Annotated in this window: 18 protein-coding genes and 1 tRNA gene; 13 read left to right on the forward strand and 6 right to left on the reverse strand. The window is 60.6% G+C overall.

Features of this window, described 5'->3' with window-relative positions; genetic code table 11:
• The 4 genes from PYK22_RS05130 to PYK22_RS05145 all read right to left on the reverse strand — a co-directional run bounded on the left by PYK22_RS05130 (nucleotide 1) and on the right by PYK22_RS05145 (nucleotide 8,230).
• The gene (locus tag PYK22_RS05130; RefSeq protein ID WP_041975087.1) at nucleotides 1–1,932 is read right to left on the reverse strand and encodes a glycoside hydrolase family 97 protein; all 1,932 of its coding nucleotides are present in this window, start codon (nucleotides 1,930–1,932) and stop codon (nucleotides 1–3) included.
• A 15-nt stretch (nucleotides 1,933–1,947) separates the two neighbouring features.
• Nucleotides 1,948–3,147: an alginate lyase family protein gene (locus PYK22_RS05135; protein ID WP_162199796.1), complete on the reverse strand. Its 1,200-nt coding sequence runs from the start codon at nucleotides 3,145–3,147 to the stop codon at nucleotides 1,948–1,950.
• Nucleotides 3,148–3,365: 218 nt separating this feature from the next.
• A complete protein-coding gene (locus PYK22_RS05140; RefSeq protein ID WP_041975090.1) occupies nucleotides 3,366–4,703 on the reverse strand; it encodes an alpha-L-fucosidase in 1,338 nt (445 codons plus the stop codon).
• A 17-nt stretch (nucleotides 4,704–4,720) separates the two neighbouring features.
• Nucleotides 4,721–8,230, reverse strand: a complete 3,510-nt coding sequence (locus PYK22_RS05145) for a TonB-dependent receptor (protein ID WP_041975092.1) — start codon at nucleotides 8,228–8,230, stop codon at nucleotides 4,721–4,723.
• A 267-nt stretch (nucleotides 8,231–8,497) separates the two neighbouring features.
• Here PYK22_RS05145 and PYK22_RS05150 point away from each other — a divergent pair, with 267 nt between their 5' ends.
• The 11 genes from PYK22_RS05150 (at nucleotide 8,498) to PYK22_RS05200 (ending at nucleotide 20,016) form a co-directional block, all read left to right on the forward strand.
• Nucleotides 8,498–10,150, forward strand: a complete 1,653-nt coding sequence (locus PYK22_RS05150) for a UxaA family hydrolase (protein ID WP_041975093.1) — start codon at nucleotides 8,498–8,500, stop codon at nucleotides 10,148–10,150.
• An 11-nt stretch (nucleotides 10,151–10,161) separates the two neighbouring features.
• Nucleotides 10,162–10,941, forward strand: coding sequence for an SDR family NAD(P)-dependent oxidoreductase (locus PYK22_RS05155; RefSeq protein ID WP_041975094.1), 780 nt, complete (start codon nucleotides 10,162–10,164; stop codon nucleotides 10,939–10,941).
• Between the two features lie 88 nt (nucleotides 10,942–11,029).
• A complete protein-coding gene (locus PYK22_RS05160) occupies nucleotides 11,030–11,902 on the forward strand; it encodes a fumarylacetoacetate hydrolase family protein (protein ID WP_041975095.1) in 873 nt (290 codons plus the stop codon).
• A gap of 20 nt (nucleotides 11,903–11,922) precedes the next feature.
• On the forward strand, nucleotides 11,923–12,921 hold the full coding sequence (locus tag PYK22_RS05165; RefSeq protein ID WP_041975512.1) for an ABC transporter substrate-binding protein: 999 nt from the start codon (nucleotides 11,923–11,925) through the stop codon (nucleotides 12,919–12,921).
• 22 nt (nucleotides 12,922–12,943) lie between these two features.
• The gene (locus PYK22_RS05170; RefSeq protein WP_041975096.1) at nucleotides 12,944–14,464 is read left to right on the forward strand and encodes a sugar ABC transporter ATP-binding protein; all 1,521 of its coding nucleotides are present in this window, start codon (nucleotides 12,944–12,946) and stop codon (nucleotides 14,462–14,464) included.
• Between the two features lie 16 nt (nucleotides 14,465–14,480).
• The gene (locus PYK22_RS05175; protein WP_083437623.1) at nucleotides 14,481–15,512 is read left to right on the forward strand and encodes an ABC transporter permease; all 1,032 of its coding nucleotides are present in this window, start codon (nucleotides 14,481–14,483) and stop codon (nucleotides 15,510–15,512) included.
• 16 nt (nucleotides 15,513–15,528) lie between these two features.
• The gene (locus PYK22_RS05180; protein WP_041975097.1) at nucleotides 15,529–16,365 is read left to right on the forward strand and encodes an amidohydrolase family protein; all 837 of its coding nucleotides are present in this window, start codon (nucleotides 15,529–15,531) and stop codon (nucleotides 16,363–16,365) included.
• A gap of 122 nt (nucleotides 16,366–16,487) precedes the next feature.
• A complete protein-coding gene (locus tag PYK22_RS05185) occupies nucleotides 16,488–17,255 on the forward strand; it encodes an L-fucose dehydrogenase (RefSeq protein ID WP_041975098.1) in 768 nt (255 codons plus the stop codon).
• Nucleotides 17,256–17,298: 43 nt separating this feature from the next.
• A complete protein-coding gene (locus PYK22_RS05190; protein ID WP_041975099.1) occupies nucleotides 17,299–18,051 on the forward strand; it encodes a (Fe-S)-binding protein in 753 nt (250 codons plus the stop codon).
• Nucleotides 18,035–19,411 carry a lactate utilization protein B gene (locus PYK22_RS05195; protein ID WP_041975100.1) on the forward strand — a complete coding sequence of 459 codons (1,377 nt, stop codon included), beginning with the start codon at nucleotides 18,035–18,037 and terminating at the stop codon, nucleotides 19,409–19,411. Before PYK22_RS05190 ends, PYK22_RS05195 begins: the two co-directional genes overlap by 17 nt.
• Before the next feature lie 32 nt (nucleotides 19,412–19,443).
• Nucleotides 19,444–20,016, forward strand: coding sequence for a LutC/YkgG family protein (locus PYK22_RS05200; protein WP_041975101.1), 573 nt, complete (start codon nucleotides 19,444–19,446; stop codon nucleotides 20,014–20,016).
• 203 nt (nucleotides 20,017–20,219) lie between these two features.
• Here the strand turns inward: PYK22_RS05200 and PYK22_RS05205 are convergent.
• Both PYK22_RS05205 and PYK22_RS16405 read right to left on the reverse strand, forming a co-directional pair.
• A tRNA-Val gene (locus PYK22_RS05205) sits at nucleotides 20,220–20,294 on the reverse strand.
• Between the two features lie 55 nt (nucleotides 20,295–20,349).
• Nucleotides 20,350–20,811 carry a type IV pilin protein gene (locus tag PYK22_RS16405; protein WP_157770685.1) on the reverse strand — a complete coding sequence of 154 codons (462 nt, stop codon included), beginning with the start codon at nucleotides 20,809–20,811 and terminating at the stop codon, nucleotides 20,350–20,352.
• A gap of 180 nt (nucleotides 20,812–20,991) precedes the next feature.
• Here PYK22_RS16405 and PYK22_RS05215 point away from each other — a divergent pair, with 180 nt between their 5' ends.
• Nucleotides 20,992–21,969 (forward strand): AAA family ATPase, encoded by a 978-nt coding sequence (locus PYK22_RS05215; RefSeq protein ID WP_041975102.1) that lies wholly within the window; start codon nucleotides 20,992–20,994, stop codon nucleotides 21,967–21,969.
• Nucleotides 21,970–22,016: 47 nt separating this feature from the next.
• On the forward strand, nucleotides 22,017–23,291 hold the full coding sequence (locus tag PYK22_RS05220) for a DUF58 domain-containing protein (protein ID WP_041975103.1): 1,275 nt from the start codon (nucleotides 22,017–22,019) through the stop codon (nucleotides 23,289–23,291).
• Nucleotides 23,292–23,345 lie beyond the last annotated feature (54 nt).

Below are 23,345 nucleotides of genomic sequence, written 5' to 3' on the forward strand. Positions count from 1 at the left end.
TTACCTCCTCATCGCTTGGACTTCGAGCTTGCCGATGAAACCGCCTCCCGCGCGAAGCGCGATCGTCAAATCATCACGGCGCGTTAGGATGGCGCGTTCTATGACTACAGCTGCCGCTTCGTCCGGCTGATCGCGGACGAGCAGAGCTGCGTATCTCGCCGCATCGAGGAATGAGAGCGGAAGGCGCACGGTCCGCGCCGCCGGACCGTTCATGATCGCCAGAAACCACGTCTCGCCGCGCCGCCGCGCGAACGCCGCGATCTCGCCTATTCTAGAGAGCGGCAGCGCGATCGTCTCATCCCACACGCTGGGGAGGCTCCGAATCATCTCGACCGCCGGATGGTCGAGGATCTTCTGCGGATGGGCCGCGAAAGTGAGAAGCGGAGAGGTGAAGACTGCGGCGCTGGCGATCTGATGCGCCCAACTCGTCTCGGCGCGCCGCGCGCCGAAATGCATGGGAGTGTAATCGGCTGGTCCAGCTAGGAAACGCGTGAACGGCAACGTCGTATCGTGTTGAGCGCGCGTCGCCATCCGACTGTACTCCATGCCGCGAACGGCTTCGCGCGTCAATTCGTTGGGCCACGTGCGCATTTCGCCCGTCGGTTTATTGGCGCCGTGAAAGTTGATCATGATCTGAAATTCGGCGGCTTCGCGAAGTAGAGCCTGATAGAGATCTATTATCTCTTTGGCTTCGTGGTCGAAAAAGTCTATCTTCGCGCCGACCGCCCCCACGTCGCGACATAGCTCGAAGAATTGGCGCCGCGCTTCCGGCGTCCGCAGTTCGCGGCTGTGTTTCCACAACCAGATCCCAACGCCTTGCCCTCTTGAGTAAGCGGCGAGTTCGCGCACCTGTTGGACGGGCCATCGTTGCCAGAAGCCTTCGACGATGTTGTATTCGAACCCAAGTTGTCCGGCGAGCCTGGAGAACTCTTTCATCCCTTCGAGCGTATTGTCGCCGCCGTCGAGATAGCGCCAGACGGCGCGGCCCGGCTTGATCCACGGCGTGTTGAAACCGGCGGGGAAGAGCTTGGGATCAGGCGGAGGCGAGACGTTATGGATGATATCGCAATTGACCAAAGTGTTGAGATCGGCGCCGATCATCACAACGCGCCATGGCGAGATGATCGTCCCACCGATCGCCGCCGGGACGGATAGACGTTTCGCTTCTTCCGTGCCGTACCTCAAATTGAACGGGTAACTGACGGGATGCAGGTGAGCCAAGCGCAAGGCGAATCCGCCCTCGCCATCCGCTTGCAGGCCCATCCCGCTATAGTTGATCAAGGCGGCTTCGGTGATGCTGGCGTAACCTGCGCCGTTCGGCAGTTCGATCGTCAAGGGCGGAGCGGCCCACTCTCCACGGCTGACGGCGGAGAGCGCCTTCTTCGTGTAGATCCCTTCATAATGTCCTTCGAAGCCGTGGTACCAGACGGCGCTTCCCGCGGGAAGTTTGAAGCCCGTCGTTTCATCCACGACCTTGGGGCGATCATCGCCGGGCACGATGTAACGAAAGGCGATCCCATCATCGAAGGCGCGCGCTTCCAAGCGATAGGCGATCCCGCTGGCGCGATCTTTGAGGAAGATGATCGCGCCGCGACAATCGTTGATGGCCTCCGCGTGGACTCCGCGCCACGGGTATCTCTCCTTGAGGCGGTAAACTTCGACTCGCTCGACCTCGACCTCCGCGCAGAGATCACGACCATCGACGCTGATCCCAAGCGGCGAACGCTCGATGACAGCGCGCCTTTTGAAGGTCACCAGATAGTGCAAGCGCGGGCTCCTGCGCCAAAAAAGAGTGAACTTGATATCACCCTGCGGACTCGTGATCTCGATCGGATCCGAAGGCGCAGCGAAAGTCGCTTTCGATCCGACGCCCAGCGCCGGGACGGCCAACGCGGCGGAAAGGAACGTGCGACGAGAACATAGAGCACACATCGTGAAGCATCCCCTTCATGGATTCGGGTAAAGCAATCGTTCTAGATCGCTCGGCGCGGCGCGCGGCACTTTCGCCACCATCGCCCTATACTTTTCGTCTTTGTATTTGACGGCGGCGCGGCGCAGCAGCGGAAAGAGCTCTTGAGGCGTCCATGCGGTGATCTGCTGATACGGCCACTTCCTCTCTCCGATGGCGAAGGGGAAGAGATATTCGAGGGCGCGGCGAATGCTGCGCCCATCGGCGGTTTGGTAGTTCCAAAGATCCACGCCGACGTTCTCCGCGAGCGCGGCCAATAGCATCAGCCCTTCGAGATTCCCGACGCTGTAACTCCAAGAGCGCGTCCGCGCCAGCTCGAGCGGTTGGCGACCGTCGGGTTCGATCTGTCGGGCGATCCTCTTCTGTCGCGCCGTTAGCAGGATCTCCGTCGCTAATTCGCGTTTTCCGAGGAAGAGCGCGAACGAGGCAACTTGTGCGTCGTAATAGGTCCCGTGATTGTTCTCGGCGGCTGCTTCGTCGCGCCCGTTCTTGCTTTCGCGCATCCATCGGAGAAAGCGCGCGAACCAATCTTCGAGGCCGCGTTGATCGTCAGTGGTCCAAGATTTCGACCCGGCCAGTAGCCCGATCGCATCGACCACGCGGATCAAACCGCGCGTTTCGATCAAGCCTATGCCACGCCCGGTGGTTACGCCGGGGATGGCCTGTGCATATTGCAAGTGCGGGTTCATGCGCGTACGCGCATCGAGAAACCACGCGCGAAGCAGTTGCGTCGCTTTTGCCGCGTAAACTTCATCGCCGCGAAGATAGTAGGCGAGCGCGAGCGTGTAAACGGCAGCGACCATCTGGTCCAGTTCGCGATGGTCCGAAATGCGGTCGATCTCCGGATTGCGTTCGCCGTCGCGGCGCACGTAGGGGAGCCCGTTAGGGGTGCGAGGATTGGGCCAGAAATATGGCGCTTGGCTCATGTAGTCGTGTTTGTCGCCGCTCGGCGGAACGGTCATTTTGTGCGTGACGGAGAACGGACCGGCGCGAAGCGCTCGTCGCGCCTCGGCTTCGAGCGCGGCGAGCGCTGGGGCGAAAGTCCGATCGCCAGAAGCGATGCGCCGCTTAACGGTCACGAGCCACTGCGCGTCGGTCGCATAGACCTGCGGGCGAGCGATTTGAAGGGCCTGCGCGCTTGCGCCCAGGAGAAGGATCGAGACCGAACAGCTCTTCATCAACGCATAGACCTTTCGCATAGCGAAAAGACCATCCTCCCTTTCGCTAGAACATCTTTATCGCCCTTAGCCGATCGAGATCCGCTCGGCGGGCCCTCACGCGAAATTTGGGCGGCACGCCCTTGAACGCGGCGCTCGTAAAGCTCGGGATTTCGCGCCGCATCGGTAACCTTCTTTCGCTCACTCTCCATCTCCCTTCGCGTCGTTCGACATCTTCATCAGACGTTTCCTCGCGGCCTTTTGCGCACGAAGATCTCATCTTGCCGCGGTTCCGATTCGCATTCGATGGCGAGCGTCGTGATGGGATCGTCTGGCGGGTGCGGCGGTAGCCCGGTGAAACGGACGCGATAGGCATCCTGTTGGAAGTCAACCTTTTGCCCGGTGGCGAACAGGTGGGCCGCTTTGACCTTCGTCATCAGGCCGGCAATCGCCACTTCGCTGCCGGGCCAGAAATGGACGTGCATGTAGAGCGTATTGCCGCGGCGCGTGAAGTTGGCATAGCGCGAGCGGCGCGGCTGGCAACGATCGGTCCCGTAGATGGTCTGCCCGTTGCGCTCCATCCACTGGCCCACCTTTTCGAGGATGCGCACCGATTCTTCCGGGACCGAACCGTCGGCTTTAGGCCCGATGTTGAGCAGATAGTTGCCGCCATCGCGCGCGCAGGTGATCAGATTGCGCAGGATCGTCTTCGGGCTCTTCCAGTTATCGTCCGCCGCGTGATAGCCCCAACTGTCGTTCATCGTCATGCAGGTTTCCCAAGCGCGTCCGGCCTCCGCCGCTTCGATGCGTTGTTCGGGAGTTGAAAAATCGCCGGGGAGCTTGTTGCGGTTGTTGACTATGATGTCGGGTTGTAGCTCGAAGACCATGCGGTTCATCTTCTCCGATTCCCAACCCTTAGCATCCAGCGGCCACGCCACGTCGTACCAGAGGATGTCGATCTTGCCGTAATTGGTCATCAGTTCGCGTATCTGCGTGTGGATGTATTCGACGAACCTCTTACGGGCCGCTTCGTCTTCGGCGCAACGCGCGCCGTCCGGATGGTGCCAGTCCATCAACGAGTAGTAGAAACCGACGCGCAGACCTTCGGCGCGCGCCGCTTCGACGAACTCGCGGACGAGATCGCGACCGGCAGCCTGTTTCGGCGCACAGTAGTTGGTTGTCTGCGTCTCGAAGAGACAGAAGCCTTCGTGATGTTTGGTCGTCAAGACCATGTACTTCTGCCCTGCGCGGCGCGCAAGGCGCGCCCACTCGCGCGGCGCACCGGGGCGCGGATTGAAACGTTTGGCGAGTTGCTCGTATTCGGAGACGGGAATGCCTTCCATCTCCATGACCCATTCGTGTCGCCCGAGGACGCTGTACAGCCCCCAGTGGATGAACATCCCGAACTTCGCTTCGTGCCACCAGCGCATGCGACGTTCGCGGTCGCGGGCATAGGGATCTTCTTGCGCTGAAGCGGGCGAGGTCTGCGCCAGATCGAGCGGCGCGGTCGCGGCGGTGATCGCGCCCGCGCCGAGCAGCTTGATGCATTCGCGCCGCGATAATCTGTTCCCCTTCATGAGTCCTCCTTTCCGGATCAGAAACTGAAACGAATCGAGCCCTGCATGACGCGCGGCGGGCGGGCCGAAGTGGCCGCCCCGAAATTGGCGTTGATCTGATTGCCGTTCGCGTCGAAGATCAACTGCGTATCCACCGCATTGAAGTTCGCGTGGTTGAAGACGTTGTAAGCCTCCCAGCGCAATTGCAGATTGCGTTTTTCGCCGAGACGGATGTTCTTGAAAAGCGACATGTCCCAGTTGTTGACGCCCGGAAGGCGCGCCACGTTCCGCGGCATGTTGCCGAAATCGCCGCGCGCGGGACGCGCGAAAGCCGAAGCATCGACGAACACGGGCGTCCCATCAGCCGCGCGCTTCGGCTCCGATAGGTTCGGATTATGAAGCATGTTGGGGCGCGCGCCGACGCTTCCTCCGGTGATGTCGAAACTCGGTTGAGTGCTCATGCTCGGCGTGAAAGGTTTGCCGGTGACGAGCGAGGTGATCCCCGATAATTGCCAGCCGTCAAAAAGCGCTCTGACGAGACGGGTATCCCAAACGCGGCTGAGATTGGGAATGTCCCAAATGTAGTTGAAGGAGAAAATGTGCGTTTGATCGAAGTCGGCTGGTCCATAGTTCCACGCGCGGTAAGGTCGCCCGAGCGAGACGTCCGACGTGTCGTCGTTGGCGAAATCCATCGCCTTCGACCACGTGTAGGCCAGCCCGAATTGGAGTCCGCGCGCATACCGGCGGCTGACTTCGACCTGCATCGCGTGATAGTTGGAGCTGCCGGAATAGGTGTCGATCTGAATCGAGCCGTAGCCGCGATAAGGGCGCAAGAAGTTATCCGGATAGACGCTGCCGGTCACCGGATTCCTGTTCTCCGGATGGAGATCGAGGAATCGCGCGCCATCCGGCACCTGATTTATGTTGCGCCTTTCTCCGAGATGTCGTCCCAACGTCGATACATAAGAGACGCTGAGCACGGTCCCAAAGCCGACATTTTGCTGGATGCCGATCATGAAGTTGTATGAGCTCGGCGTCTTCGCGTACCGTTCAAGCCCCAGCACGCTGTCGGGGAAGAGGACCGCTGAGCCGAGCAGATCACCGAGTTGATCGATATAGCCATAGAAGATCTGTTGGTTGATCTGCAGCGGCGGTTGCGGAGTGAGATTGCCGACCGATCCGCCGCCGACGCGCGGGCTGTGATAGATGCCGCCCATCGCGCGAAACACGGTCCGGCCTGTACCAAAAAGATCCCACGCGAAACCGGCGCGCGGCTCCCACTGCACGCCGTCGAGCTCTTTGAAACCTTTCGGATAGTTGGGGTCGCCTTCGACGACCATGCCGTTATATGGATCGCCAGTGCCGGGAACGATCGCTCCCGCGAAGGCGAGCGGGAGCAGTTGCTTGGTGACCGGATTGATCGCGCGCCGATTGGCGCTCGGACAGGTGCCGTTCGGCGGGATCGGCGTCGTACAGGCGAAACCGTAAAGCAGCGGGGCTTTGGCCGGATCCCATCGCTCCAACACGAAGCCCGCCGCCCGTTTGTCCGCTTGGTACCACTGCGTATGAAAGCCCATGCGCAGACCGTAATTGAGCGTCAGACGGCGATTGACTTTCCACGTATCCTGCCCATACCACTGGACCAGCGTCAAGCGAGCGTTGGTCCGGTTGCGCGAGTTGGTCTCGCTGTAGCTGCGGAAGATGCCGAGCAGCGCATTGGCATAGGCATAGCCCGTGTTCAGCGGATTGTTCGAATCGTTCTGAAAGCTGAAAGAACCGGACCAGTCGCCGCCATAGCCCTCATCGTTCCTTAAATGCTCGATGTAGAGCCCGGCTTTGTAGCTGTGTGTTCCCTGAATGAAGCTGAAGTTGTCGGTGAAGGAGCCGACCAGATCGGCGCCGCGCGAGTTCAAGCGCGCCACCCAATTGATGTTGGCGGCGTTCGGTACGCCGCCCCAGCTCGTGACGCGCGGGATGATCCCGAGCGGATTCTGGTCCGGATAGAGCTGCGGCGCGGTGTAGCCGAGGGTCGAACGAAGGATGCGATTGAGCTCGCCGTCGCTCGGGATGAACTCCTCCATGCTGTGGCGCAAACCGACGAACGCTTCATTGACCATGCGTTGATTGAGGACGCGCGTCCAGTTGATCGTCATGCCGTTATCTGAGTAACGATAATGGGTCTTCAGTACGCCCCAGCGATTGGTCGCGCCGCTGGGCCAACCGGGCGTCGAGTAGCCTTCCGTGTCGGAAAGCCACGTCTGTCCCTTCCAGTAGATCGTATCCTTGTCCGTTCTGAAATCGACGCGCGCGACGTTCGATAGCTTCGGCACGTGCAGACTCTCCTGCATGACATAGTTCGTCCCCGTCTGCGCGAAAGAGCTCTGCGCGTTGGGGAGCGGGAAGAAGTTAAGCAACGCTTGCCCGCTCTTGTTGATCCTGTCGGGCGGGATGATGTTGCCAGGGAACGGCTGCCCGGTGAGCGGATCGCGGATGACGATCAGTTGACCTGATTGGGTGAAGGTCTGCGAAAAATCGCCGCGCCGTTCGCGCTCGGTCGGGACGGTGACGCGCACGGGACTGACGGGCGTGATCGTGTAAGGGCGCTCGATCGAGTAGAAGAAGAAGAGGCGCTTGCGATCGCGATTGGGAAAGAGCTTCGGTATCTGAACAGGTCCTCCAAGATTCGCGCCCCACGTGTTATGACGATAGAGCGGGCGCGGCAGCCCGTTCTTGTTGTTGAAGAAGTTGTTGGCATTCAACGCCTCGTTACGAATGTAGTAGTAGGCGCTGCCGTGATAATCGCGCCCGCCGCTTTTGGTGACGACGTTGATCTGCGCGCCACCTTGATTGCCGTATTCGGCGGCATAGTTGTTGAGCAGGACTTTGACTTCGGCAATGGCGTCCATGTTGATCGTGTGGCTCAGGCGATTCGAGCCGCTCACGTCATTGCCCATCAGGCCATCAACGGTGGCCAGCGCGGAACGAGCGCGCATCCCGCCGATGTTGGGGATCACCTGACCGAAGCTCTCGCCCGTCGCGTCGGAATCATCCTCATAAGTTACGCCCGGCATCGTGCGCAGAAGCGAAGTCACGTTGCGCCCTTTCACTGAGATGAGTTCGATCTGATCCGCCGTCAACCGCGATGATAGATCGCTCGATTCGGTCTCAACCACCGCCCCTTGGCTCGTCACCGTGACCGTTTCGCTCACTTGCCCCGGTTGCAATTGCAGCTCGCCGAGAGCTAGGTTCTCGTTCGCGCTCAAGACGACGTCGCTGCGCACGAGCGTCTGGAATCCGCTCCGTTCGATCTTGAGCGAGTAGGTTCCGGGTTGGACGGCGGCGAAACTGAAGCGGCCCGCCTCGTTCGTCGAAAGAGTGCGCACGTCGCGCGTCCGTTGGTTGGTGAGCGTGACGGTCGCGCCCGGGATGACTCCGCCGGATGGATCGGTCACGGTACCTGAGATCGTGCCGGTGACGATCTGCGCGCGCGCTTGGCTGCCAGCTATGACGAGCAGGGCGAATAGCGTCAAACGGGTGCTCCTGGACATGTTCGGTCATCTCCTTTCGCTCGAAATGTTCTGGCGGAGTATGTTCTCTCCTCCAACTTAAATGGCCGGACGGACCTCGCGGTGAACTGACGGCGGCGCATTATACTCGAATGTGTTACCGGTATCAAGAGCTATTTTACCGGTAACATCATCGGAAGGCGGCGCCGCCCCGCGCCCGGATGGTTGCATCTTGCGCGCCGCTCGGGTTAAGCTTCGAGACGGGCGGCGGCCCTTTGTTACCGATAACAACGCCGCGCCCCGAAGCGGATGCGAAGAAGAGCGCTCAAGATACATCCCGCCGATAACGTCGCCGTCGCGCTGGTCGATCTGGCCGCGGGCGAGCGCCTGAGCTTCGAGCGCGAGGAGATCGCGCTCGTCTCGCGCGTGCCCGCTAAACACAAGTTCGCCCTCGAAGATCTGGCGCCCGAAGACCCTGTGCGCATGTACGGCGTCATCGTCGGGCGGGCCATCCTGCCGATCAAACGCGGCGAACTGCTGACGACGCGCAACGTTCGCCACGCCGCTTCGCCCTTTCAACGTCGAGCGGGACAGTACGTGTGGGTGCCGCCGGACGTCGCGCGATGGCGCGAACGAACCTTCATGGGCTACCATCGCGCGGATGGCCGGGTGGGCACGCGCAATTATTGGCTGGTCATCCCGCTCGTCTTCTGCGAGAACCGCAACGTCGAAGTCATCAAACAGGCTTTCGCGAAGGAGTTGGGATTTGCTGGGCCTGAGGTCTATCAACGGGTCGTGGCCGATCTGGTTAAGCTCTATCGCGAAGGTCGCACGGAGGAGCTGAAGGGCTATCGTCCGCCTGCGGAGCGGGATTCGGACCGACGCCATTCTCGTCTCTTTGCCGAAGTCGATGGCGTGAAGTTCCTGACGCACGAGGGCGGTTGTGGCGGCACGCGCGAGGATGCGCGCGCCTTGTGCGGATTGCTCGCCGGATACATCACGCATCCGAACGTCGCTGGCGCGACCGTCTTGAGTTTAGGTTGTCAGCATGCGCAGGTGGCGATGTTGCGCGAGGAGATCGCGCGGCGCGATCCGCGGTTTGCCAAACCGCTCCTCGTCTTCGAGCAGCAGCGGAGCCGTTCGGAGCGGGAGATGTTGATCGAAGCGATCAAGGCGACGTTCTTGGGGCTCGTCGAAGCGAACGAGCAACGGCGGCAGCCCGCTTCGCTCTCCGCTTTGACGGTCGGCCTGAAATGCGGCGGTTCCGATGGTTTTTCGGGCATCTCGGCCAATCCCGCGATCGGGCATGTCGCCGATTTGGTCGTGGCGCTCGGCGGGCGGGCGATCCTTTCGGAGTTTCCGGAGCTATGTGGCGTCGAGCAGGAGTTGATCGATCGGTGTGTGAGCGATGAGGTAGCCGAGCGGTTCGTCCATCTGATGCGCGCTTACGAGGAGCGGGCGCGTGCGGTCGGATCGGGCTTCGACATGAACCCATCGCCCGGCAACATCCGGGACGGGCTGATCACCGATGCGATGAAATCCGCCGGCGCAGCGCGCAAGGGCGGGACTTCGCCCATCATGGACGTGCTCGATTATCCCGAGCGCGTGACTGAGCCTGGACTCAACCTGCTATGCACGCCCGGCAATGATGTCGAGGCGGTGACGGCGCAAGTCGGAGCCGGAGCCAACGTCGTGCTCTTTACGACCGGGTTGGGGACGCCGACCGGCAATCCCATCGCGCCGGTCATCAAGCTTGCGACGAACAGCGAACTGGCTGAACGGATGAGCGACATCATAGATTTCGATTGCGGCGGGATCGTTCGCGGCGAGAAGACGATCGAGCAGACGGGCGAAGAGATATTGGAGTTTGTGATCCGCGTCGCCAGCGGAGAGGTTTGGACCAAGGCCGAATTGCTCGGTCAGGATGATTTCATCCCGTGGAAACGCGGTGTATCGCTTTGAAGATTCAGCCTATGGAAAACTTCCGATTGGACGGCAAGGTGGCGGTCGTCACCGGCGGCGCTTCGGGCATCGGGCGCGCGATCGCCGTGACGTTCGCGACGCACGGCGCTTATGTGCATCTGCTCGATCTCGATGCGAAACGGATGGACGAAGTGGTGCGCGAGATCGGCGAAGCTGGCGGGCGCAGTGTAGCCCGCCGATGCGACGTCTCGCGGCAAGAAGAGGTCGTGCGCGTCTTCGGCGAGATCACGCGCGAGCACAAGATAGACATCCTCGTCAATAACGCCGGGATCGCGCATGTCGGGAAGCTTGAGGAGACGACGGAAGAGGATTTCGAGCGCATCTTCAGCGTCAACGTCAAAGGCGTTTACAACTGCATGTACGCTTGCATCGAGCATTTGAAAGAGACGGGCGGCGGCGTGATCTTGAATCTCGCCTCGATCGCCGCATCGGCCGGGTTAGCCGATCGTTTCGCCTATTCGATGAGCAAGGGCGCGGTGTTGGCGATGACCCGTTCGGTGGCGAGGGATTATCTGGCTTACAACATACGTTGCAACAGCATCTCGCCGGCGCGCGTTTACACGCCGTTCGTCGAAGGTTTCGTGCGAGAGAAGTACCCCGGGCGCGAGCGGGAGGTGTTAGAGGCTCTTTCGCGCTCGCAGCCGATCGGGCGAATGGCGCGCCCTGAAGAGGTCGCCGCGCTGGCCCTGTTCCTGTGTTCGGATGCGGCTTCGTTCATCACGGGGGCTGACTATCTGATCGATGGCGGTTTTATGACTCTGCGCGGCTAGTGCGGGCGAAGGGGGCGTTCGCGCAAGTTGCGACAGTGAGGACGACTGGACCGGTCGAGGGGGATCTCTTCGTGTAAAAGGAGGTTCGATGAAGCTTTTTCGCTTTGGGGCGGTGGAACGAGAAAAGCCGGGCGTCGTGTGGCATGGGCGCCATCTGGATGTGAGCGCGTTTGGCGAAGATTACGACGAACATTTCTTTGCGACCGACGGATTGCATCGTTTGGCGCGATGGTTGGAGAAGGAGGCTGAGCGATGTCCGGCGGTTGACGAGGCGGTGCGGTTCGGACCCTGCATCGCGCGTCCATCGAAGATAGTTTGCGTCGGGCTGAACTATCGCGGCCATGCGGCGGAGACGAACGCGCCAATTCCGCGCGAACCCGTGCTCTTCTTCAAAGCGACTTCGGCTTTATGCGGGGCCAACGATGATCTGATTCTGCCGCGGGGATCGGAGAAGACCGATTGGGAAGTGGAATTGGCCGTGGTGATCGGAAGGCGCGCGAAGTACGTCGAGCGAGACGAGGCGATCGCGTACGTTGCCGGATATGCGCTGCATAATGACTACAGCGAGCGCGAGTATCAGTTGGAACGCGGCGGGCAGTGGGTGAAAGGCAAAAGCTGCGACACGTTCGCTCCGCTCGGCCCGTATCTCGTGACGCGGGACGAGGTTCCGGATCCACACGATCTGCGTCTGTGGTTGAAGGTGAACGGCGAGTTGATGCAAGAGGCGAACACCTCCGACCTGATCTTCGACATCCCGACCCTGATCAGTTACACGAGCCAGTTTATGACGCTCTTGCCGGGCGATGTGATTTCGACGGGGACGCCGGCTGGAGTCGGTTTGGGGCGCAAGCCACCGCGCTATTTGCGCCATGGCGATGTGGTCGAAGCAGGGATCGATGGTTTGGGCACATCCTTTCAGCGCGTCATCGCTTATGAGCGATATGCCGAGACGCGCGAATGATGGGGAGCGTGAGCGAGCAGATGAGGCGAAGGCTCTGGAGTTTTATCGGTTGTCTCGTCCTCGCCCTGGTGGCGTTCGGTTGCGGGAGGTCAGGGCGCGCGACGAAGAGCTATCGGGTCGCGGTGATCCCGAAGGGGACATCGCATGAGTTCTGGAAGAGCATTCATGCCGGCGCGCTCAAGGCGGCGCGCGAGCTTTCGGGCGAGGGCGTGCAGGTGACGGTCGATTGGAAGGGGCCGTTGCGCGAGGATGATCGCGAGCAGCAGATTCAGGTCGTCGAAAATTTCATCAGTCAAGGTGTGGATGGGATCGTTCTCGCGCCGCTTGATGATCGCGCGCTGGTCCGCCCGGTCGAAGAGGCGCGGCGCGCCGGGATTCCGACGGTGATCATCGATTCGGCTCTGGCTTCCGAGGCGATCGTCAGCTTCGTGGCGACGGATAATTTCAAGGGCGGCGAATTGGCCGCCGAGCGGCTCGGTTCATTACTGCAGGGGAAGGGCAAGGTTCTGCTTCTACGTTATCAGGAAGGGTCAGCGAGCACGCACGAGCGTGAGGAAGGTTTCATCAAAAGGTTGAAGGAGAGATATCCGGCCATCGAACTGATCTCATCGGACCAGTATGCTGGACCGACGCGCGACACGGCCAAAAGGGCGGCGGAGAATCTGCTCAACCGATATGGCGAACAGATCCAGGGCATCTTCTGCCCGAACGAATCTTCGACGGCGGGGATGCTTCTGGCGTTGCAGGACATAGGCAAAGCTGGCCACGTTTTCTTCGTCGGGTTCGATGCGACCGAATCGCTCATCGAGGCCCTCCGCAACAAGCAGCTTCATGGCCTCGTCGTGCAGAATCCGTTCAACATGGGCTATCTAGGCGTGCGGACGATGGTGCGATATCTGCGCGGCGAGCCGGTCGAAAAGCGCATCGATACCGGCGTCATGCTCATCACGCTGGAGAACCTCTCGACGGCGGAGGCGCAAGCGTTGCTTCATCCGCCGCTCGATGAGTATCTGAGATGAAGCGCGTTCGCTTCTTCCGTCTATGCTGAGGCTGTTCGGAATCGAAAAGCGGTTCGGTTCGACCGTCGCGCTCCGCGGCGTCACGCTCGAGCTGGGGCGTGGCGAGGTTCATGCGCTCATCGGGGAGAACGGCGCGGGCAAGACGACCTTGATGAATGTGCTTGCAGGGGCGGTGCGCCCGGACGCCGGCGCGATGGAGCTCGAAGGGCAACCTTATCTCCCGCAGACGCCGCGCGAAGCGCGCCAACGCGGGATCGCGCTCATCCATCAGGAGCTATCCTTGTGCCCGCATCTGACGGTTGCCGAAAACATCCTGTTGGGCAACGAACCGCAGCGCTTCGGTTGGTTAGATCGCGAGGCGGCCCGGCGAAAGGCGTTCGAAGTGTTGCGCGATTTCGGCCATCCGGAGATAGATCCGGCGCGGCGCGTGGCGGACCTCTCGCTCGCGGCGCGTCAAGTGGTCGAAATATGCCGCGCCATTGCCGCGCGGGCGAAGATCATCCTGATGGACGAGCCGACGAGCAGTCTGCAGCGCGATGATGTCGAGCGCCTCTTTGCTCTGATTCGCCATCTGCGCGCGCGCGATCAGGTGAGCTTTATCTACATCAGCCATTTCCTCGAAGAGGTGCGCGCCATCGCCACACGCTACACGGTCTTGCGCGACGGTGCGAGCGTCGCTTCAGGCGAGATCTCTACTGTCACGGACGAGTATCTCATCGCCAAGATGGTCGGGCGGGCGATCGAGGATCTTTATCCGCGGCGCAAGCGCGCGCCGGGCGCCCCCTTGCTCGCAGTGCGCGAACTGTGCGCGCCGCCGCTGCTCAAACGCGCTTCGTTCGAGGTGCGGGCTGGCGAGATTTTCGGGATCGCAGGGCTCATCGGTTCCGGAAGGACCAAGCTCGTGCGAACTCTCTTCGGTCTCGAACCGGCGCGCTCGGGCGCGTTGATCTTTCAAACGCAACGGCTCGTCGTCCGCGGCGCGACTCCAGCGCTCCGTTTGCGCCAAAGCTTCGGATACTTGAGCGAGGATCGCAAGGGCGAAGGATTGGCGCTTCCGCTCTCGATCGCGGATAACATCACGTTGACGCGCTTTGAAAGCTGCGCGCGACTCGGCTGGCTCGATCGAACGCGACAGCAGGCGCAGGCCAGATCTTGGATGGACAAGCTCGGCATTCGCGCGCGTTCGCCCGCACAGGCGGTCGGCACGCTCTCGGGCGGCAATCAGCAGAAGGTCGCGCTCGCGCGTCTGCTTCATCAAGGGGCCCGCGTGCTGCTTCTGGATGAGCCCACGCGCGGCATAGACATCGGCAGTAAGCTCAAGGTCTACGAGACGATCGCAGAGTGCGCCGCGCGCGGATGTGCCGTTTTGTTGATCAGTTCATATCTGCCGGAGCTATTCGGCATGTGTGACCGATTGGCCGTCATGTGCCGTGGCGTGCTTTCGGCAGCGCGGCCCATTGAGGAGTGGACGCCGGAAGAGGTCATGCGCATTGCGATCAGCGGCAAGCGAAACGAAGATGCGGGAGCAAAAGGCGTAGATTGATATGGTGGCTTGAAAGATGGAAGAACGGGATGAAATCTCCGTCGTCGCGTCGGAAGAAGCGTTGACGCGCGTCTCAGGTCCATCTTGGGTGAGATTGTGGCTCGGCAGAGTGGGCCCGTTTCTTGGCCTGATCTTCGTCCTCCTCGTCTTCACCTTGCTTTCCGCCGACCCGGCCCAGTATCTCAGCCCGCGCAATCTGCGCATCGTCGCGGCCCAAACCGTCATCATCGCGGTCGGAGCTATCGGCATGACGCTCATCATCGTCAGCGGCGGCATAGACCTTTCGGTCGGCTCGGCGATCGCGCTTACCGGGGTCGTCACCGCGCTCGGGCTGCGCGCCGGTTGGGCGCCCTCAGTCGCCGTGTTAGCGGGCGTTCTCGCTGGTGGTCTGATCGGAGTGATCAACGGGTTGGTCATCACGCGCTTGCGCGTGATCCCATTCATCGCCACGCTCGGCATGCTCGGCGCGGCGCGCGGCATAGCCAAGTGGTTGGCCGCGCAGCAAACGGTCAACGTGCCGGAGACTTGGGTCAATGAGCTGGCCGTCACCTTCCCAGCGCGCCGGTGGATGTTCTTCGCTCCGGGGGTTTGGTTGGCATTGGCGCTCGCCGCGATCGTTGCGGCCATCTTGCGCAATTCGGTCTGGGGCCGAAGAGTCTTCGCGCTCGGGTCGAACGAGGCCGCGGCGCGGGCGTGCGGGATCGATGTCGAAAATTTGAAGACGAGCGTTTACGGTTTGGCCGGACTGTTCTTCGGTCTCGCCGGCGTCATGCAGATGTCGCGCCTCAGGCAGGGCGATCCGACTGTCGCCGTCGGCACGGAGCTTGATGTGATCGCCGCCGTGGTCATCGGCGGCGCGAGCCTCAGCGGCGGCGAGGGGAGCATCCTCGGTTCGATGGTCGGCGCATTGATCATGGCTCTCTTACGCAACGGCTGTCAGCAGATGGGGTGGCCCAATTACGTGCAGGAGATCATCATCGGCGCGATCATCGTCTTGGCGGCGGTGGTGGACCGCTTGCGCCATGTGCGGCGACTGGCTGAAACTTGAAGCGGGAAAGAGGAACATGAGGCTCGATGCGCATCAGCATTTTTGGCATTATGATCCGGCGCGCGACACCTGGATCACGGATGAGATGGCCGTCTTGAAGCGCGACTTTTTGCCGGACGAATTGCGCGTTGAGTTGGAAGCGAATCGCGTCGATGGTTCGATCGCCGTGCAGGCTGCGCAATCGGAAGAGGAGACGCGATTCTTGCTGGATCTGGCGTCGCGTCATCCATTCATCAAGGGGGTAATCGGATGGGTCGATCTCTGCGCCGAAGATATCAGCGAACGGCTCGCGCGCTTCTCGCGCGAAGAGAAGCTGTGCGGTTTCCGCCACATCGTTCAAGCGGAGCCGGATGATCGTTTCATGTTGCGCGATGATTTTTCACGCGGCATCGCGGCGCTCAAGGAGTTCGGTTTCACTTACGACATCCTCATCTACGAACGGCAACTGCCAGCGGCGATCGAATTGGTCGAAAGGCATCCGGAGCAGCGCTTTATCCTGGACCACATCGCTAAACCGCGGATTCGCGAGCGGATCATCTCGCCATGGGCCGAGCGGATCAGAGCGATCGCGCGCCACCCGAACGTTTACTGCAAAGTCTCCGGTTTAGTGACCGAGGCGGATTGGCGAGGATGGCGGCGTGATGACTTCCGTCCCTATCTCGATGTCGTCTTCGAAGCTTTCGGTCCGGAGCGCGTGATGTTCGGCTCCGATTGGCCCGTCTGTCTGTTGGCGGCTAGCTATCGTCAGGTCGTGGAGTTGATCGAAACTTACATGGAGAGTTTGACCGTCGAAGAAAAGGCGGGGATCTTCGGCAAGAACGCTGCGCGCGTCTATGGTGTGAAGCCTGACTAAATCGAGTCGGACCTCTCACGCGCCAGTGTCTTCGGGCGAAGATCGAGTGGACGGAGTCGATCGAAGGTTTCCGCGGATCATCGCGAGGGCGCGATCCGACGAGGGCGGTTTCGAGGTTCAATATGGATCTAGCTCTGCATGAAAAGGTGGTCATCGTCACCGGAGGGGCGAAAGGGATCGGCGCGAGCATCGCGCGTGCGTTGCGAGACGAGGGGGCCATCCCCGTCGTCATCGACCGTGATGAGGAGGCGGCGCAAAGCCTGAGCCGCGAACTGGATTGCCACGCGGTCGTGCTGGATTTAACCTCTGCTGAGAACTGTCGTCGCGCCGTCGCCGCGGCGGTCGAACGTTACGGGCGGGTCGATGCCCTCGTCAATAACGCCGGAGTGAACGATAAGGTCGGATTGGAGCACGGTGGCCCAGCCGAATACGAAGCATCGCTCAGGCGCAATCTGCTCCACTATTACAATATGGCGCACTACGCTGTGCCGTATTTGAAAGGGCGGCGCGGTGTGATCATAAATATCGGATCGAAGACGGCGGTGACCGGACAGGGCGGAACTTCCGGTTACGCTTCGGCCAAGGGGGCGATTCTGGCGTTGACGCGCGAATGGGCGGTGGAACTATTGCCTTACGGGATGCGCGTCAACGCCGTCATCCCGGCAGAAGTGATGACGCCGCTTTATCGTCAATGGCTCGAGACGTTCGATGATCCGGAGAAGAAGCTGCGGCAGATCGTCGCGAAGATCCCGCTGGGGAAGAGGATGACGACGGCTGAAGAGATCGCTTCCGTCGTGGTTTTCCTTCTGTCTGACAGGGCCGGTCACATCACTGGGCAACATATCTTTGTCGATGGCGGCTATGTTCATCTAGATCGGGCGTTGACTTAGCGGTAAAATCGGGAGCTCGAACTGGCATCTCTCGGGCGAGATCATGAAGGTCGCTCTGTTCGTCCCCTGTTATGTTGATCAGTTCTATCCGCGCGTCGCGCGCGCGACGCTCGAGCTGTTGGAAAAACAGGGGCTGGAGGTGGAATTCCCTCTGGCGCAGACCTGTTGCGGGCAGCCGCTGGCGAATGCGGGCGGCGAAGATTACGCGCTCGCGGTCTATCGCCATTTCGTCGAGACATTCGCCGGGTACGAATATATCGTCTCCCCTTCGGGGAGTTGCGTCTATCACGTGCGCCATCATTTCGCGCGTGCGGAGCAGACGCCTGAAGTGCAACATGTGCGCGCCAGGACCTACGAGCTATGCCAGTTCTTATCGGAGGTCATCGGCGTCGAGGGGTTCGATTTCGCCTTCCCTCGCCGAGTCGGCTTGCACATCGGATGTCACGCGCAACGTGGTCTGCGACTGGCCCAGTCTTCCGAGTTGAGCGATGAATGGGGCGGCGTCGCTTCCTCTCTTCTCAAGAGGATCAAGGGATTGGAGTTAGTCGAGCTGGATCGGCGCGATGAATGCTGCGGTTTCGGCGGCACGTTCTGCGTGACGGAAGAGGCGGTTTCAGTGCGCATGGGATTGGATCGCGTGCTGGACCACCAGCGGCATGGGGTGGAAGTCCTCACCGGAAGCGATATGTCGTGCCTCATGCATCTCGAAGGGATCATCCGGCGTCACCGGATCCCGATCGAAGTGATGCACATCGCCGAGATATTGAACGGAGGCAATCATGATCGATCACCCTAGCGCGGCCAGAGAGTTCAACGCGGATCCCGGGCGCGTCGCGTGGCACGATCAAACTCTTTGGGTCGTAAGACAAAAGCGCGACCGCGCCGCGCGCGAGATCGCCGAGTGGGAAGAGCTCCGCGCGCTCGCCTCTGAAATCAAAGCGCACACGCTCAGCCATTTGGATGAGTACCTGATGGAGTTCGAATATAACGCGACGCGCCGCCGCATCGCCGTCCACTGGGCTAAAGACGCGGCGGAACATAACCAGATCGTCCACCGGATCTTAAGTCAACGCGGCGCGCGGCTCGTGGTCAAAAGCAAATCAATGTTGACCGAAGAGTGCCACTTGAACTCTTTCCTCGAACGGCGCGGCATCACGGTAATCGATACGGATCTTGGCGAGCGCATCGTTCAATTGGCCGGCGAAGCGCCGAGTCACATCGTCCTACCGGCGGTTCACAAGAGGAAAGAGGAGATCGGCGCGCTCTTTGAAAAGCACCTGGGGACGGCTAAAGGGGCGAGCGATCCGCAATATTTGACCGAGATGGCGCGCCTCTCTTTGCGCGAGAAGTTCCTTGCGGCGGATGCGGCGATCACGGGAGTCAATTTCGCTATCGCGGAGACGGGCGGCGTCGTCGTTTGCACGAACGAAGGTAACGCCGATCTCGGGGTGAATCTCGCGCCCGTACATATCGCTTGCATGGGGATCGAGAAGATCATCCCGAAACTCGAACACCTCGGCGTCTTCTTGCGTCTCCTTGCGCGCAGCGCGACGGGCCAGCCGATCACGACCTACAGCTCACACTTCCACGGCCCGCGCGAGGGCGCTGAGATGCACGTCGTCATCGTCGATAACGGGCGCTCCGAACAGTTGGGGCGCGAGGAGTTTCGCCGCTCCTTACACTGCATACGTTGCGGCGCGTGCATCAATACCTGTCCCGTTTATCGGCGTAGCGGCGGACATAGCTACGGCTTCATCGTGCCCGGCCCAATCGGTTCCGTTCTCGCCCCCGGGACCGATCCCGGAAGATACAAGAGTTTGCCGTTCGCTTCGACCCTGTGCGGTTCGTGTTCGGATGTCTGTCCGGTCAAGATAGATCTGCACGAGCAACTCTACCGATGGCGACAGGTGATCGTGCGCGATCGGAAGGCTTCCCTTAAGAAGAGATTGGCGCTGAAGGTCTTCGGCGCGATCTTGGCCGACCCTGTGAAGTTCGCTCTTGCGGGAACCATCGCGCGGCGACTCCTCGCCCATGCCCCGAATTTCTTGGTCAAGAACCGTTTCAACGCCTGGGCGCTGGGGCGCGAGCTGCCGCCGGTGCCGCGAGAGAGTTTCAGGGAGTGGTATCGACAAAAGTACGAGCGCAAGGAGTCTTAACGCGCCCTTTCGAGCGGCTTCGGATCTTGAGGATGAGCAGTCGAGATTTGATCCTTCAACGCATCAAACGGAACAGACCCTCTGACGCGCGGCTGCCGACGGTGCCAGATTTTTCTTGGCCGCCCGGTATCGACCTTGTCGAGAAGTTCAAGATCGCGCTCGAAAGAGTGGGCGGCAGAGCGATCGCGCTTTCCCCGCAGGCCGATCTCAAAGAGCAGATCTCGATCCTTTACCCTGGTTGTCAGCGGATCGCTTCGCGCAACGCGCTTCTTTCGCGGATCGAGATAAGCGATCGAAGTTCGACAGATGAGCTGCGACGGATCGAGTTAGCGGTCTTGAGGGGCCGTTTCGGCGTCGCTGAAAACGGAGCCGTTTGGGTTCCCGAAGAGGAGATGATCCATCGCGCGGTGCCGTTCATCGCCGAGCATCTCATCCTTCTGCTGTCGAGGGGCGCGATCGTCGAGAACATGCACCAAGCTTACAAGCTCGTTCCGCCCTCCGGCTATGGCGTCTTCATCGCCGGCCCATCGAAGACAGCCGATATCGAGCAATCTTTGGTCATCGGAGCCCATGGCCCGCGGAGTTTGACCGTGTTGCTCGAGTGACGGATCGCTGCTCCTCTCTCCAGAAAGGCCTTGGCTAGGACGAGCATAGAGCGAACTTGTTCGCCTGCCCGACGCGCACTGCCTTTGATTCGGACGAGCGTAGGGCGAATCGCTCTGTTTTTTGGGAATGATGCTTGAGTGGCGGGAAGGCGAGATGCTTAGCCTAAAAGATGATGCGAAGGGAAAGCCCTTCGCATCCGAACTGGTGCCCGCTAGAAGATTCGAACTTCTGACCCCTCGCGTGTGAAACGAGTGCTCTACCACTGAGCTAAGCGGGCTTCGGAGAAAAAATCTAGCAAAAGATGTTTCCGAGCGTCAAGCATGAGGGATCTTTCATTCGATCGGCGGATCATCGGGCGAGGCCGGTTGTTCGCTGTTTTCGCGCGGTACGCTGACGTTCGAATCGATGTAGAAATAGCGCGTGCCCGTCACGCCTGGCTGTTGCGGATCGGCGTTGACGCTGAAGAAGGCTGGCTGTGTCCCTGATTTCGGCGTCACCTTCAGTCTGAAGATGTAGCCGCTGATGACCGGCTGATCGCCCGCGAAGCGTTGATCGAGATATTTGGCTTGGATCAGCTGATCGAACGTGCCGTATTCGCCACGGTGCGACATGGCATAGTCGATCTGGCTATCGCGGATGGTGCGCAACGTCCCGATCGCCGCCGCTTCGTTGCCGCGTCGGATGCTCGAGCGATAAGCGGGTACGATGATGCTCACCAGAATGCCGATGATCGCGACGACGATCAGCAGTTCGATGAGCGAGAACCCGCGTTGGGTCCGTTCCGTTCTCGACATCTCTTCCCCCACACGTATAACACGCTCAACGGGCGGTCGGGGTTCCGAAAAGATCCGGTTGCGTGAGACCGCAGAGAACAGATTTTACTACGATCGCGATGGGAGCGCTAACCGGCGCGAGGGGCCGGAAGGCGTGCAGACGCGACGTTAGTTGTGTAGAATGGGCGCAAATGGTGCGGCATGAAACGTTTGGCGGATAGGGAAGAGGAGCGCGCGGCCCTGGCTTTCGCGCGGATCGAACGATTACAATCGGCGATCGAAACGGTCATTCACGGCAAATCCGAAGCCGTGCGTTTGGTGATCGTCGCGCTCATCGCCGGCGGGCATATCCTTATCGAAGATGTCCCGGGCGTGGGCAAGACGACGCTCGCGCAGGCGCTCGCTCGCTCGTTGGATCTCACTTTTCAGCGCATTCAGTTTACGTCTGACCTATTGCCTTCGGATCTTATCGGATTATCCGTGTATAACGAGCGGACCGGCGAGTTCGAGTTCAAAGCTGGTCCGATCTTCGCCAACGTCATCTTAGCCGATGAGATCAACCGCACCACGCCGAAGACGCAATCGGCACTGCTTGAGGCGATGGCCGAAGGGCACGTCACGGTCGAAGGGGAGACATATCCGCTGCCCCAACCGTTCGTCGTCATCGCCACGCAGAACCCGATCGAGCATCATGGGACTTATCCGTTGCCCGAGTCGCAACTCGATCGTTTCATGTTGCGCGTGCGGATCGGTTATCCCGAGGCGCAGGCGGAACGACGGATATTGCACGAGCGCGCGAAGCGCGATCCGCTCGATGAGCTTCGCCCCGTGATGAACGGCGAAGAGGTGTGGGAGTTGAGGCGTATCGCCACGCAAGTGCGCGTCGATGATGCGCTCATCGATTATCTGCTGCGCATCGTTGATGCGACGCGGCGCTCGGAGATGCTCGATCTCGGGGTCAGTCCGCGTGGCACGCTCGCGCTCTTCCGCGCGGCGCAGGCGTTGGCCTTGACCGAGAATCGCGCCTATTGCGTCCCGGATGACATCAAGCGGCTCGTGATGCCAGTTTTCGCACACCGTTTGGTCGTCAACTCTCGCTTCTCCTCCTCCTTGCGGCGGAGCGAAGAGGCCGAAGCCGTCCTGCGCGAAATCATCAAAACGATCGCCGTTCCAGTCTAAACCGATCTGGCATGCGATGGGGAGAGGTATATTCGGCTTGGCGACGGATGTTGCCGCGGACGCGGCGGGCTTGGTTGCACGCCATCATCAGCTTGCTGCTCGTCTTGGGCGGCATCTCGATGGCATCCGTTACGGCTTTGGCGCGCCATTACGATAGATTGGAGTTGGCGCGTGTGGCCGCCATCGCTTCGCTCATCTTCGTTGCGCTCATCGTCATCTTCGTCCTCCCGCCCCTTTTTCGTTCAGCGCGCGTCGAGATCGCGACGCTCGATCTCCCGTTCAGCATCAGCGCGGGAGGGTGGTTGTTCATCGCGATCCTCATCGTAGTCGCATTCGCCGCAGGCAACACGGGCAACAACTTGCTCTTCCTCATCTTCTCCGTGTTCGTCTCGGCACTTTTCATCGCTTGGGCCGCCGGTCGGATCGCTCTGCGCGATCTTCAAGTGCAAGCGCGTTTCCCCGATCACATCTTCGCTGGCGAATCCGCGCCGGTCCTCGTCGCGGTGAACAACGCTAAGCAGATATGGCCTTCGATCTCAATCCTCGTCGAGGCGCGCATCATCGTGTCTTCGGAGCGCGCGAAAGTTGAGAAGCGCACGCTCGCGCATTTCACCTATATCCCGGCCCGCGCGCGCGTCGAGCAGCGCGTCGAACAGAACTTCGCCAAGCGCGGTCGTCTGATCGTTACTGGATTCGATCTTTCGACGCGCTTCCCGTTCGGATTCTTCCGCCTGCGCCGCCGTTTGCGCACGCGCGAGGTCGAAATAATCGTCTATCCGAAGCCTGAACCGCTCGGCGATGAGCTCCATCTGTTGCCGATCGCCGTCGGACAGACGCAAGCCATGCGCCGCGGCGCCGGTCACGATCTATACAGCTTGCGCGATTATCAACCACACGATAATCTGCGCCACATAGATTGGAAAGCCACGGCGCGCGCGCGACGCTTGATCGTCCGCGAATTCACGGCTGAAGAGGAGCGGCGCGTGCACATCGTTTTCGACATCGCGTCTTGCGCCGAAGAGTGTCATCCGCTGCGCTTCGAGCGGGCGGTGGGCTTGGCCGCATCTCTCATCGCGCACTTCATCGAAGAGCGAATGGAGGTCCGTTTGACGCTCGGCGAAGAAAGCGGCGGGTACGGAAGCGGACCAGATCACTTATACGCTTGTTTGCGCCGTCTTGCCGTGGTCGAGTTGCCGACGGGGGGGCGGCGCAGCCTTGAAGCGATCGCTTTTGATGAAGAGTATGCCATTCTGCTGACCTTTGCCCCGCACGGCACGATCCCCGCGCGCATTTGGCGACAGTCGCACGTGATCCATGTCTGAGCGCGTTCATAACAACCTCGCAAGGAAACCCGCAACTTCAGTCGCGGGTTATTT

Origin of the sequence: Pyrinomonas methylaliphatogenes, from assembly GCF_000820845.2 — a bacterium.
GTDB classification, from domain to species: Bacteria; Acidobacteriota; Blastocatellia; order Pyrinomonadales; family Pyrinomonadaceae; genus Pyrinomonas; species Pyrinomonas methylaliphatogenes.